9 protein-coding genes are annotated in these 12,901 nt (G+C 71.7%); 4 read left to right on the top strand and 5 right to left on the bottom strand.

Annotated elements, in window-relative coordinates; translation table 11 throughout:
* From ACZ6IM_RS38125 to ACZ6IM_RS38140, 4 genes are read right to left on the bottom strand one after another with little or no spacing between them, the layout of a single operon-like run.
* Window positions 1-2,340 (bottom strand): hypothetical protein, encoded by a 2,340-nt coding sequence (locus ACZ6IM_RS38125; protein WP_469563304.1) that lies wholly within the window; start codon window positions 2,338-2,340, stop codon window positions 1-3.
* Window positions 2,341-2,378: 38 nt separating this feature from the next.
* Window positions 2,379-4,004, bottom strand: coding sequence for a GH3 family acyl-acid amido synthetase (locus tag ACZ6IM_RS38130; protein WP_052837668.1), 1,626 nt, complete (start codon window positions 4,002-4,004; stop codon window positions 2,379-2,381).
* Window positions 4,004-4,738 carry a DUF6182 family protein gene (locus ACZ6IM_RS38135; RefSeq protein WP_469563308.1) on the bottom strand — a complete coding sequence of 245 codons (735 nt, stop codon included), beginning with the start codon at window positions 4,736-4,738 and terminating at the stop codon, window positions 4,004-4,006. The genes ACZ6IM_RS38130 and ACZ6IM_RS38135 overlap by 1 nt, the downstream gene beginning before the upstream one ends.
* Window positions 4,735-5,868: a hypothetical protein gene (locus tag ACZ6IM_RS38140; RefSeq protein ID WP_052837670.1), complete on the bottom strand. Its 1,134-nt coding sequence runs from the start codon at window positions 5,866-5,868 to the stop codon at window positions 4,735-4,737. Before ACZ6IM_RS38140 ends, ACZ6IM_RS38135 begins: the two co-directional genes overlap by 4 nt.
* A gap of 309 nt (window positions 5,869-6,177) precedes the next feature.
* On the opposite strand from ACZ6IM_RS38140, the gene ACZ6IM_RS38145 reads away from it, so the two are divergent.
* The 3 genes from ACZ6IM_RS38145 (at window position 6,178) to ACZ6IM_RS38155 (ending at window position 8,779) form a co-directional block, all read left to right on the top strand.
* A complete protein-coding gene (locus ACZ6IM_RS38145) occupies window positions 6,178-6,840 on the top strand; it encodes a DedA family protein (RefSeq protein ID WP_052837671.1) in 663 nt (220 codons plus the stop codon).
* 128 nt (window positions 6,841-6,968) lie between these two features.
* Window positions 6,969-8,144 carry a sensor histidine kinase gene (locus ACZ6IM_RS38150; RefSeq protein WP_469563313.1) on the top strand — a complete coding sequence of 392 codons (1,176 nt, stop codon included), beginning with the start codon at window positions 6,969-6,971 and terminating at the stop codon, window positions 8,142-8,144.
* The gene (locus ACZ6IM_RS38155) at window positions 8,144-8,779 is read left to right on the top strand and encodes a response regulator (protein WP_052837672.1); all 636 of its coding nucleotides are present in this window, start codon (window positions 8,144-8,146) and stop codon (window positions 8,777-8,779) included. The genes ACZ6IM_RS38150 and ACZ6IM_RS38155 overlap by 1 nt, the downstream gene beginning before the upstream one ends.
* Window positions 8,780-8,865: 86 nt before the next feature.
* Here the strand turns inward: ACZ6IM_RS38155 and ACZ6IM_RS38160 are convergent, their stop codons facing one another.
* A complete protein-coding gene (locus ACZ6IM_RS38160) occupies window positions 8,866-9,891 on the bottom strand; it encodes an ornithine cyclodeaminase family protein (protein ID WP_052837673.1) in 1,026 nt (341 codons plus the stop codon).
* A gap of 394 nt (window positions 9,892-10,285) precedes the next feature.
* On the opposite strand from ACZ6IM_RS38160, the gene ACZ6IM_RS38165 reads away from it, so the two are divergent.
* Window positions 10,286-12,736, top strand: a complete 2,451-nt coding sequence (locus tag ACZ6IM_RS38165; protein ID WP_469563316.1) for an MMPL family transporter — start codon at window positions 10,286-10,288, stop codon at window positions 12,734-12,736.
* Window positions 12,737-12,901: the final 165 nt, after the last annotated feature.

Raw genomic sequence — 12,901 nt, forward strand, 5'->3', positions numbered from 1 at the left:
TCACCCACCGTCCCGGGTCTCTTCGATGTCCCACAGCCGGAACGCGGTCGCCACGACCTTCGGCAGGAACGCGAACTCCCGCTGGGTGCTCCCGGCGGCGTAGAGCGCGAGCCGGGTCATCAGGAACTCGCGCAGCGCCAGCCGGTGTCCACGCCTCCAGTCGGAGTCCGCGACGAGCCGTGCCGCCCGGGGCGACACCGAGGCCACCGCCCGCGCGTGCACGTCGAGGAAGCGGTCCACCTCCTCCGCCGTGACGTGCGGGCCGGCGGTGAACGCCAGCAGTTCGACGGCGTCCCGCTGAGGCGGTCCGACGGTGGCCAGTTCCCAGTCGTACGCCACGATCCTCCCCTCCCTTACCGCGAGGTTGCGCGGGTTGAAGTCGTTGTGGACCAGGGTGCGGGGTATCGCGTGCAGTTCCTGCGTCCAGCGCTCGGCGTCCTCGACCACGCCGAGCAGGACGTCCCGGCGGTGGGCGCCGAGCAGTTCGGGAAGCTCGTCCGCGGCATGGCGCACCAGCGCCGCCCACAGCTCCCGTGCCTTCGCCAGTTGCGGGGGATCGGGCACGTGGTGCAGCCAGCCCTCGGCCAGGACCTCCTGGTCGCGGCCGAGCCAGTGCCCGTGGACGGCGCCGACGGCACGCAGCGCCTGGTCGGTCCGGGCGGCGTCCCACCGCCCACCGTCGTCGGGCAGCCGTTCCATGAGGATGACGTACGCCTCGCGCTCGTCGTCCTCCAGGAGTCCGTAACAGCGCGGCAGCAAGTCCGTCAGGACGGGCTCCCCGCGCCGGTACACGGCCAGTTCCCGGCGGTGGGCATCGGTGAACACGGTGTCGGCGCCCCAGCGTTGCCAGGCCGCGTCCAGCTCCGGCCCGCACACCGAGAACAGCTTCGCCACACCGCCGACGATCTCGTCCCCGCGCGACTTGACCTTTGCCACCAGCTCGGCGCCGGTGGACCCGTCGGCCGCGTTCCAGCCGACGCTCAGCGGGTACAGGCCGGTCAGCTTGCGCCGCTCGGCCAGCGCGCCCAGCTCGCTGGAGATGCCGTCGCCCCGCAGCATGGGCCCCTCGGTCACGCGAGTGACGTGCAGCCGGGGGTCGCCGGTGCCCTGTGCGAGCAGGGGTTGCAACAGGGCGGCGTCCAAGTCGCCCGGCTGGAGCCAGTCGACGCGCCGGGCCCGGCCGAGGCGCTGGTGGGCGGCCGCGAACTGGCCGCTGACCACCGCCGCCATGGTGGACACGTCCAGGGCGAGGGCGAACCCGGCCACGATCTCCGCGAACCGACGCGCTCCACCCGTGCCCGCGCACCCCAGCAGGGTGAGGAAGTCGCGCTGGTGCGGCAGCGCGGTGCCGCCGCCCACGGTGCCCACCACCAGATTGGGCAGCAGCAGGGTGGCGACGAGATCGTCACCGTCCGTCTCCATCGAGAAGATCGACGTGCCCGACTCGTGGACGCAGGCCGCGTCCTGGCCCGTGGCGAGGAACAGGGCCGCGACGATGTTCGCCGCGTTCACGCCGTAGCCGACCATCCCGGCCTGCTGCGCCCCGAGGACCGTCGCCACATGGCTCTTGACCATGGCCTCCGGCGTGGTCTTCAGAACGCCGGTCACCGCGTCGCGGCGCACCCGGCACTCCGCCGTCACCCGGGTTCCGCGCCCGGCGAGCAGGGACGTGACGGCCGCCTTCTTGTCACCGCTCAGGTTGCCCTCCAGCAGGGAGTTCACCGGGCGCATGCCTTCGTCGTCGGCGACGGCCTCGGTCAGCCGGCGCAGGATCTGCCAGGTGGCCGCCGTCGTCATGTTCTGGCCGGCCGCGTCGGCCGTCTCGAACACACAGCGCAGGTGCAGATAGCGGCCGATCTGGTAGGGCTCCACGTCGATCAGCCGGGTGTGCCGGGACACCATGCGGACCTGCTCCTCCAGCAGGCCGCGCCGCTCCCGCAGCCAGCCGGTGAACCGGTGCGCGGCGTTGAGGTCGTCGAACTCCAGGACGGGTGCCCGGGTCATACGCTGCGACAGCACCTTCGTCAGTACGCCGCCGGACGCGGTCAGCGCCCGCGCGCCCCGGGACGTGGAGGCCACCAACGCGCCCTCCGTGGTGGCGAGCGGGGCCACGACGCTGTCCCGGGCCGCGTCCCCGGCGAACAGCAGCGGGCCGGCGAGACCCACCGGCACCTCCACGGAGCCGACGAAGTTCTCCACGTTGCCCATCAGGTTCCGGGCCGCCAGCCCGGTGCTCTCCAGCGAGGCGAGCGCGGTGCCGCCGCGCTCCCGCAGCCAGCTCAGCCGTTGCCTTCGGGCCTCCTCGGAGTACTGTCCCCGGCCCGGAACGACGTCGCTCATATGTCCCTCGTCCCCCGTCTCGTGGGTCGGCGTCTGCATCAGGCCGCCTGCGGCCGGGTGGACGTGATGCGCGCCCAGGCTTCGTCGGAGGGCTGGAAGACCCGGTCCTTGACGCGGGGCGGTCGCTGTCCGCCGCGTACCGTGTGCTCCCACTCGAGCAGGAAGGCGTCCTCGTGGACGGTGATCACCTCGACGGGGGCGATCCGTCCGGACCGGCGGCCGGCCCCGTATCCGGGGCAGTGCTGCGCCAGCCGCGCGTCCAGCGCGCCCGCCAGGTCCGCCACCGGAGGCCCCGCGAAGGCCACCGCGACCTGGTAGCGGCCCGGCCGGCCGGGGGCCAGGCGACAGGTGGCGTTGCGGATCTCCGCCCCGGTGTCCTGGCAGGCGGCGCCCAGGGCGCGGACCGCCACGGCCTCCGAGAGCCGCTCGCCGGCGGCGGACCGGACGACGTCCCGGCCCGCGTACTCGACGCGCGGGGTGCGCCCGACCCGGCCGACGACCCGGACCACGTCAGTGACGGCGCACCGGTAGAGCCCGCCGATGTGGCTGAGCACGAGGTGGTAGTCGGCTCCCTCCTCCAGTTCGGTCGGCAGCAGGGTCTCGCTGTCGGCCGACAGGGGGCCGTCGGCCGGGACGAACTCGTACACGCAGCCGGGCAGGTAGAGCGGCGCACCGCTGGGATGCCGGTCCACCGGCACGGCGGCCGGTCCCTCGCAGGACGCGACGGGCGCCGCGAAGAGCTGGACACCGGGCCCGTAGGTCTCCCGTACGCGGGGGAGGTAGAGGGAGGCGAGGGCGCTGTTCCAGACGAGGACGGCGGTCAGCCGCGGCCACAGGTGCTGGGGCAGCACGGTGCCGAACGTCGCGGCGTACCGCGCGATCTCGTCGGCGCGTTCCGGGTCGGGCGAGGTGTGCGGCCGGCCGCCGAGCGTGCCGGCCCGGATGTCCTCGACCAGCCTGGGCCACGAGGTGCGCAGTTGGTAGGGCAGGGCGGCGACCATCGCGGGGTTGATGCCGATGACGGCGCGGATGTCCTGCGCGGCGGCGAGCCGGAGCTTGAAGTAGGCGCGCTCCCAGGGGTCGGCCGAGGCGAGCGCCTCGGGGATCCGGCTCCAAGAGGCGTCGTTGCCCGGTCCGACGGCCGAGTCCTCGCCGAACCGCCGGTAGTCGACCTGGCTGGAGCCGATGTGCGGCTGGCCCTTGCGGGTGCGGGCCGCGGGCGCGGTCGGGTCCTGCCACAGGTTCAGCACTCCGTCCGGCGCGGTGGCCGAGCCGGGCAGCGTGCCGAGCAGCGGGGCGAAGGCGGCGTGGTAGAAGGGCAGGAAGACCTCCCGCATGTAGGTGCGGGTCACCGGGATGTGCTTCTCGCGGCCTGTGCTGCCGCTGGAGGAGAAGTACACCACCGGGTCGTCGGCCGTCAGCACGCGTTTTTCCCCGTCCATCGCCCGCTCGATCCACGGCATCAGCTCCTCATGGGTGCGGATCGGCACCGCCCGGCGCAGCTCGCCGACGGTACGGACGCCGGACAGCCCGTGCTCGTGGCCGAACGCGGTGCCGGCGTTGTGCTTCAGGATCCGGGTGAGCAGTTCGCGTTGCGTCTCCTCGGGACGGTCCAGGCTGTCCAGGAGCCGGCGGTGCGCCGCCTGTACGCGTGCGGCCTCCATCAGTGGCCTCCTCGGTCACGGTTCGAGATGAGTACGCCGTACAGGCGCAGCCGGTCGTGGTCGGTGCCGTCGCGGGAGATCCGGGTCTGGACCGTGTCGGCGCGGCCCGGGCCGAGGGCGGCACGGAAGTCCGGGGGGTCGAGTACGTCCCGGTGTTCCACCCGGACGGCGTCGCCGGGCCCGAGCAGCCCCCGCAACACCGCCTCGGTGACCAGGTGGTGGACGTGCACCAGGTACGCGTCGCTGCGGACCCCGCCGGTGGCCACCGTCATCTCCACCCGGTGTCCCGAGGGCCGCCCGGGAACGCGCACGGCGAGCGGCCCCGAGGGCACGTCGACCGGGAACGGGCCCTGGAAGGTACGCAGCATCCGCGACAGGGCGGACAGCTCGCGGCGGGTGGCCGGGCCGTACCAGGCGAGGCCGCCGCCGGGGGCGAGACGGCGGTGCGGATGACGGCCGGCGACGCTGCCCGGCCGCCCTGCGAGGAAGACGGTGCGGGTGAACGCGCGGTACCAGCCCGCCCGCTCGCCGGGCTCCAGCGCCAGCGCGAACGAGGCAGCGCCGGCGACGAACCCGGCCGGGTCGATGTCGTCCACGACGACGACCGCGGTCAGCTCCCGCGGGGCCGAGAGGTCGCCGCCCGCGAGCCCCGCGTGGACCGCTTTGAGCCTGGCCCGCGCCGCGGAGGCCAGCACCTCGGCATCGGTGGGACACAGGGCCCCTGGAGCGCTCATGTGTAGATCGCCCGGATCGCGGGGGAGGGCGGGACGCCGGGCCGGCCGAGCAGGGACGCCGTCAGCCGGTAGGGGTCGACGTATCCGTGCGGTGCCCGCAGCCGGGTCGGCAGATCGGCGGCGCCCCACCGGCTCGGGTCCGCGTCGCCGGCGGCCGCGCGGTCGAGCAGCCGGGCCGCGCGCCCCACACAGCGGCGCAGCAGCCCCATCCGGAACGGCTGGGCGGAGCGCCGGTGCAGGGTACCGACGAAGTACAGCCGCATGCCCAGCCGGTAGGCCGCCCGGTCCGCGGAACCGGAGGTGGCCGACAGGTCGCCGAGGGTCGAGCCCCGCCAGCCGCCGTACCGGCTGGAGCGCACCGTCCCGCCCACCGGCACCCTGCTCAGGGAGAGACGCGCGGTGCGCGCACCGAACTCGGCCAGGACTCGCTCCAGGAGCAGGTAGTCGGCGGTGATGCCGTCGTCGTGGATCAGCAGGAACCGCCGTCGCGGGCCGATCATCGGGATCAGCTCGCGCAGGATCGGCAGCAGGTAGTTGGGGTGGCCGTCGGCGCCGACCAACTGGCGCAGCGGCAGGCCCCAGCGGGGACCGTCGAGGTGGACCGGGCCGCCGTAGCGCCGGTGGTCGATCAGCAGGCCCCGGGCGGCGAGGGTGTCGAGCATGGTCCCGGCCGTGGTGGCGAGCGGACGGTCGGCGGTGAGTCCGAGACCGCCGACGCCCAGCAGGTCCAGCTGGGCCTGCCACAGTTGCAGCATGCGGAGCCCGGCCGGGTGGATCCAGCCGTCACGGTCGGCGCGGGCCAGGCGCACGCCCACCGCCCCGGGGTCGGCCGTCCTGCGTTCGCCGTGGAAGCGGACGTACCGGTCGCCGATCGCCGTCTCCGACTCGCGGCTCCAGTCGGTGTGCGGCTCGGTCAGCTCGAGATGATGCCAGAAGGCCGTCGCCTGGGTGGTGACGGTGGCCATGCGGTTGTTCCAGACCAGCCGCACCGCGTCGGCCCTGGCGCTCGCCTTGACGAGTACGTCGGTCCACAGCAGGCCCTTGACGTGAGTGGGGGTGAGGGGTTTGGTCGGAGTGATCGTCACCGGTGCCACGACGAGCTCGGTGGCGGGAGCGACTGTCAGCTGCATGGTCACGCCGTTCGTCCGGATGAGCGCGAAGTCAAGTCCGGCTTGTCCAAGGGGACTTGAGGGGCACGGGGGGCGAGGTTAACCAGACCGGAAATTGCGCGTCCAACGAATGCCGTTCCGCTGGCACCTTGCTGCCAATTCCTCGCCCGCTCCCACCCCGGACCCTGCGGAAAACCGCAGGGTCCGGGGTGGGGGAAACCGCACAAGTTCGACGGCTATCCGCATACCGGCACTGAGCTGGCACTTCTAGCGTGGTCAACGGATCGCGGCACCGGCCCGCGGCGTGCGCTTCGTACCTGGAGACTTCGAATGGACCACATCACCCTTGCGCTGCCACAGGAGCCCGCGGACGGCATCGCGGGATGGGCGGCCGACCTGGTGGACGCCATGGGCGCGCCCGGTGCCGGCCTCGCTGTCGCCCTGGAAAACCTCTTCCCGCCGCTGCCGAGCGAGATCATCCTGCCGTTGACCGGTTTCGCCGCCGGACAGGGAGTCATCAGCCTGTTCGCGGCCCTCTTCTGGACCACTCTCGGGTCCGTGGTGGGTGCCGCGGTCCTCTACTGGATCGGCGCACTGGTCGGCCGCGAGCGGATGTACGCGATCTGGGCGAAGCTGCCCCTGGTCAAGACCTCCGACCTGGAGCGGACGGAGGAGTGGTTCGCCAAGCACGGCACCAAGGCCGTCTTCTTCGGCCGCATGGTGCCGATCTTCCGCAGCCTGATCTCGGTGCCGGCCGGCCTGGAGCGCATGCCCCTGCCGACCTTCCTGCTCCTCACCGGCCTGGGCACGCTGATGTGGAACACCGTGCTCGTCATGTCGGGGTACTGGCTGGGCGACCAGTGGGACAAGGTCGGCGACTACGTCGGTGTGCTCAGCAAGGTCGTCCTGGTCGCGGTGGTCCTCGCCCTGGCCTTCTACATCGTGGTCCGGCTGCGCTCGCGCGGCACCGCCCAGCACCGCCGCCCGTCGTGACCGGCCCCGTCCTGACCGGTCCCGTCCTGACCCGGACCGAGCGATCTTGCCCCGGCTGCGCCGCCCCACTAGGCTCAGCGAGCGTGCAGGGGGATTCAGCGGACACGACCGGCCAGCCCCTCCCGACGGTGCCCGGAACCGTACTGCCGGGAGGCGAGCCCGCGGCCAAGCCCGCCCCGGCGCTGCCCCTGCGCGCCGCGGGCGTCTTCCTCGGCTGCCTGACCGCGCTGCTGGGACTGCTGTACTTCGTCGTCGCCGGTGTCCCGCTCGGCCCGCTCCTGCTGTGGCCGCGCACCCGGCGCCAGGCGTTCGTCGTCCTCACCTCCGGAGCCCGGCGGCTGACGGCCCTCGAACGGTGGCGCCGCTCGGTCTTCTTCGGGGACTCGTTCCCCGATCGTCCCGTGCCCGACCAGCGCATCCTGCGCTACCTCGCCGCCCGTACCTACGCCGGCCTGATCACCGGCGTGGTACTCGGCCTCCTCGCCTTCGGCGCCGTCCTCGCGGGCCTGCTCGTCGCGAGTCTGGCCCGGGGCACCCTCGACGGCCGGGAACTGGTCACCCAGGTCCTGCTCGGGGGGGTGCTGCTCTTCCTGGACGTACAGGGCCTGTTCTCGCTGGAGGCGCTCGACGCGCGGATGGCCCGCGAGTGCTTCGGGCCCTCGGAGCGCGAGCTGATGCAGCAGCGCATCGACGAGCTGGCCACCAGCCGGGCGGCGGTGCTCCAGGCCGTCGACACCGAGCGCCGGCGCATCGAGCGGGACCTGCACGACGGCGTGCAGCAGCGTCTGGTCGCGCTGGCCATGCTCCTCGGGCGGGCCCGTCGCGGCGGCCGCACGCCCGAGCAGGCGCGCAGCCTGCTGGAGCAGGCCCACAAGGAATCACAGGACGTCCTGACGGAACTGCGGGAAGTGGCCTGGCGGGTGTATCCGACGGCGCTGGACAACCTGGGGCTCCAGGAGGCGCTCGCCGGGGTGTCGGAGCGGTGCAGCATCCCCATCCGGACCGACTTCGCGCTCGCCGAGCCGCTGCCCGCCTCCGTGGAGACCGCCGCGTACTTCGTCGTGTCGGAGTCGGTGACCAACGCCGCCAAGCACTCGGCCGCCACGGAGATCCAGGTGAGCGTCCGCAAGTACGGACCGGTCCTCGTCGTCCAGGTCGAGGACGACGGCGTCGGCGGCGCCAGGCCGGAGGGCAGCGGACTGACCGGGCTGCACAGCCGGGTCGGCGCCCTCGACGGCCGTCTGCACGTCCACAGCCCCTCAGGGGGGCCCACCACGATCACCGCGGAGCTGCCGTGCGCGTAATGCTGGCCGAGGACTCGACCCTGCTGCGGGAGGGGCTGGTCCGCCTCCTCAGCGAGGAGGGCCATGAGGTCCTGGCCGCGGTGGGAGACGCCGTCGCCCTCCTGCGGGAGATCGAGCTGCTGCGGCCGGACATGGTCGTCGTGGACATCCGGATGCCTCCCACCCACACGGACGAGGGACTGCGGGCCGCGCTGGAGATCCGCAAGCGGTGGCCCGGCGTCGGGGTGCTCGTCCTGTCCCAGCACATAGAGCGCAACTACGCGGCGCAGCTGCTCACGTCGAACGCGGAGCGGGTCGGCTACCTGCTGAAGGACCGGGTCGCCCAGGTGGAGGAGTTCCTCGACGCGCTGGAACGGATCGAGGCGGGCGGCGCCGCCATCGACCCGGAGGTCGTACGGCAACTGGTGATCCGTACGACACACAGCGACCCGCTGGCCCGGCTGACCCCTCGGGAGCGCAGCGTCCTGGAGACACTGGCGCAGGGGCACACCAATGCGGCGATCTCGGAGAAGCTGCACATCTCCATGAGCACCGTCGAGAAGAACCTCAACATGATCTTCGACAAACTCGAACTCGCCCACGCCTCCGGATACAACCGCCGGATCCTGGCCGTACTGCGGTACCTGGAGTCCTGACGCGCGACGTGCCGGGCGTCGGGTCGTCCCCGTCGCCCGGCACGTCGTCGTCACCGGCTGGACGGCTCACCGGTCACTCGGACCCGTCACTGGAACGAGTACGGGTTCAGCGCGTCGTCCGGCAGGTGCTCGATCTGGACGCGGTCGCCGATGCCGGCCTCCTCGGCGAGTTCGAGCAGCACGTCGAGGGCCACGTGGTCCTCGAGCCCGAAGCCCGTCGAGTCGAAGACCGTGACACCGTCCCGGTGCCGCGCCGCGGTCTCCGGGTCGGCGCACAGCGTCATGAGATCGGGACCGACGTCGCCCTCCTCCAACTGCTGGCACTCTCCCTCCCGCAGCGCCTGCGCCAGGTGGTCCGGCGTCACGAACGCCGACTTCAGGACTGGCACCGGGACCTCGAACTTGCCGATGAGGTCGGCTCCGATCGCGTTGATGTGCACGTGCGGCCGCAGGTTCGCGCCGCTCAGCACCGGGCCGTCGCCCACACCGACGGAGGTGACGGTGCAGATGATGTCCGCCGCCGCCTCCAGCTCGGCCGGCTCCACGACCTCGATGTCGAGGTCCAGGAAGTCCACCCGGTCCGCGAACGAACGCGCGTGGTCCGGGTCGATGTCGTGCACCAGGATCCGCTCCAGCGGGAACACCCGGCTCAGCGCGTGCGCCTGGGTCACCGCCTGGGCGCCGGCACCGACCAGACCGAGGACCCGGCTGTCGGGACGGGCCAGCAGCCTGCTGGCGATCGCCGAGGCGGCTCCGGTGCGGATCGCGGTGGGCAGGATGCCGTCGCACACCGCCAGCAGACGGCCCGTCACGTCGTCGTAACGCGTGAGGGATCCGATGATGGTGGGCAGTTGGAACACACCGGGGTTCGACGGTGTGTAGGCCACCGTCTTGATCGTTATGGAACGCCCCGGATCATGGTGCGGCATCCACTCGAGGATGGCCGCGTTCCCCGGGCCGCGGAGAAAACCGTCCCGAGTGGGGCTCACGCCTTTGTCCGGAGCGGTGAAGGCCTCCTGGAGCCGGACGATCATCCGGTCCATGAAGCGGTCGTTGCCGCTCTCCTTGACGAGTTTGGCAACATGCTGCCGGGTGAGGACCGTGGTCTCCATTTTCTCCCCTCGATTGTCGTCGCACCTCGGCAGCTAATTGCCAAGGAATATGCGTCTGCCATTCCATGAACTACGATCCGCGCTCAGCCGACACTTCAAGCAGGAAGCTATTGCGTACCCTTTTGCGGGTGCCGGTCAATTCGCGCTCCGAACGTAACCGTCCGGCTTTTAATGGTCAAGGATTCCAAGGGTCGTTACGGTTTTCCGCAGGTTCCACCCTGCGGTTTCCCGCAGGGTGGAACCTGCGGCTTTCCGTACGGTGAACCTGCGGAAAGCAACGGTCAGCACGACGGTTTACCTCGTATCCCCCCGACCGCCGGTGGATCTAGCGTTCTTCTCGTCGAGAACCCGACCGGCTTCCAGGGCCGGACCTGCAGCAACGGAAGGAAGCAAGGTGCGAAAGAAGCCGGCAACGGTACGGATTGCGCGATGGAGCGCCACGCACCCGTGGTCCGCCATCGGCCTGTGGGTCGTCTTCGTCGCCGCGTGCCTCGTTCTGGGCGGAGCGGCAGGTACGAACTCGATCAGCGACGAGGAGTCGGGGGTCCGCGAGTCGGGCCGCGCAGGCAAGATCGTTCACTCCGGTGACTTCCCCGAGAAGGCCGAGGAGAACGTGCTGATCACCGCCGAGGACGGCGGGAAGCTGGACCCTGCGGCCGGCCGTGAGGCCGCCGCGGACGTCGTCGAGCGGATGAAGGCCCTCGACGAGGTGGAGGGCGTCGGCGACCCGGTTCCCGCCCCCGACGGCAAGGCCCTGCTGGTCCCCGTGACCATGAAGGGCGACACCGAGAACGCCGACCGGCGTGTGCAACCGCTGCTCGACGCGAGCGCGTCGGTCCAGGACGCCCACGAGGGCCTGCGGGTCGACGAGGTGGGCACCGGTTCGACCGCCAAGGGCCTGTCGGAGACGCTCGGCGAGGACTTCAAGAAGGCCGAGCTGATCAGCCTGCCGCTGACCCTGCTGATCCTGCTCGTGGTCTTCGGAGCGATCATCGCGGCAGGCGTGCCGGTGGTCCTGGCCCTGTCGTGCGTGGGCGCCGCCATCGGACTGTCCACGCTCGCCTCCCACGTGCTGCCCGAGACCAGCGCGGTCAGCAACGTCATCCTGCTCATGGGCATGGCCGTGGGCGTGGACTACTCGCTCTTCTACCTGAAGCGGGAGCGCGAGGAACGCCGCGCGGGGAAGTCCCACGTCGACGCCATCGAGGTCGCGGCGGAGACCTCCGGGCACACCGTCGTGGTGTCCGGAACCACCGTCATCGTGGCCATGGCCGGCCTCTACCTGGCGAACGAGGCGACCTTCGCCTCCCTGGCCACCGGCTCGATCATCGTGGTGGCGGTGGCCGTACTGGCCTCGCTGACCGTGCTGCCCGCCCTCCTCGCCAAGCTGGGACGCTGGGTCGACAAGCCCAAGGTGCCGTTCCTGTGGCGCCTCACCATGCGCTCCGGCGAGTCGCGGGTGTGGCCCGCACTGCTGCGTCCGGCGCTGTCCAAGCCCTTCATCACGCTGGTGGTGTCCGTGGGCGCGCTGCTGCTGCTGGCGGTGCCGGCCCTCGACATGAAGCTCAAGCAGCCGGGCTCCGACGACCTGTCCCGGGACATCCCCGTGGTGCAGGCGATGGACCGGCTCACCGAACACTTCCCCAGCAAGGGCACCGTGCACCAGGTCGCCGTCCGGGCGCCCGCCGACCGGGCCGACGACGTGAAGACCGCGCTGAACGGCCTCCTGGAGCGCACCGCGAAGGACGAACTCTTCGCCCACGACTCCACCCCCGCCATCGAGGTGTCCGAGGACCGCAGGGTCCACACCGTCGACGTAGGCACTCCCTACCAGCCGAAGAGCGACGGGGCCCGCGAGTCCCTGGACCTGCTGCGCGAGTGGGTGCCGCAGGCGATGGCGGACGTGCCCGACGCCGAGAGCGCGGTCGGAGGCAAGGTGGCGCAGGGCGTCGACTTCACGGGTCACCTCGAGGAGCGCATGCCCTGGGTGGTGGGCTTCGTCCTGCTGCTGACCTTCGTCACCATGGTGATGATCTTCCGGTCGATCGCCGTGGCGCTCTCCGCGATCCTGCTCAACCTGCTCTCCGCCGCGGCCGCCTTCGGTGTGCTGGTCGCCGTCTTCCAGAACACCTGGGCCGAGGGTTTCCTCGACTTCCACAGCTCGGGCGCCGTCGTCTCCTGGTTGCCGCTGTTCCTGTTCGTGGTCCTGTTCGGGCTGTCGATGGACTACCACGTCTTCGTGGTCAGCCGGATCCGCGAGGCAGCCCTCGCGGGCGCCACGACCAAGACCGCCGTCCGTGAGGGCATCACCCGCTCCGCGGGCGTGGTCACCAGCGCCGCGATCGTCATGGTCGGAGTCTTCGCGATCTTCGGCACCCTGAGCATGGTCGAGTTCAAGCAGTTGGGCGTCGGTCTCGCGGCCGCCATCCTGCTGGACGCCGTGATCATCCGGATCTACGTGCTGCCGGCCCTGATGACGGCGCTGGGCAAGTGGAACTGGTGGCCCGGCAAGGTCGCCGGCGGCCCCGGCGGACCGGCCTCCCTCCCGGACCAGGCCGAGCCCGGCAGCCGCCACGCCGAGGAGCAGCCCCAGTACGCGCGGTTCGCCGCCGGGCAGCAGTACGGGCAGCCGTCCGCGCAGCAGGCTCCGCAGCAGCACCACCAGCCGGGCGGCTACCAGCAGGGCGGCTACCAGGAGCAGTCCTACCAGCAGGGCGGTTACCAGCAGCCGTACCACCAGGGCGGCCATCAGAGTCCCTACCAGGACCCCTACCAGCAGGGCGGACACCATCAGCCCGGCCCGTACCGCCACGACGCCTCGCGACCCGGCTACTACGAGCAGTAGAGCCAGGTCCCTCCGGCGAGGAAGGAGGGTCGCCCGTCACCCCCGGACGGAGACGGCCCTCCTTCCTCTTTTTTCGCGTGCCCGGCCGCCGTGCACGCGACGCCGTGCCCGGCAACTAGCTGCCAACGCGGCCCGCCCGGCCCGTCCCGCGGCGACGGTGGAGGT

This window comes from Streptomyces sp. NPDC042336, from assembly GCF_055581985.1.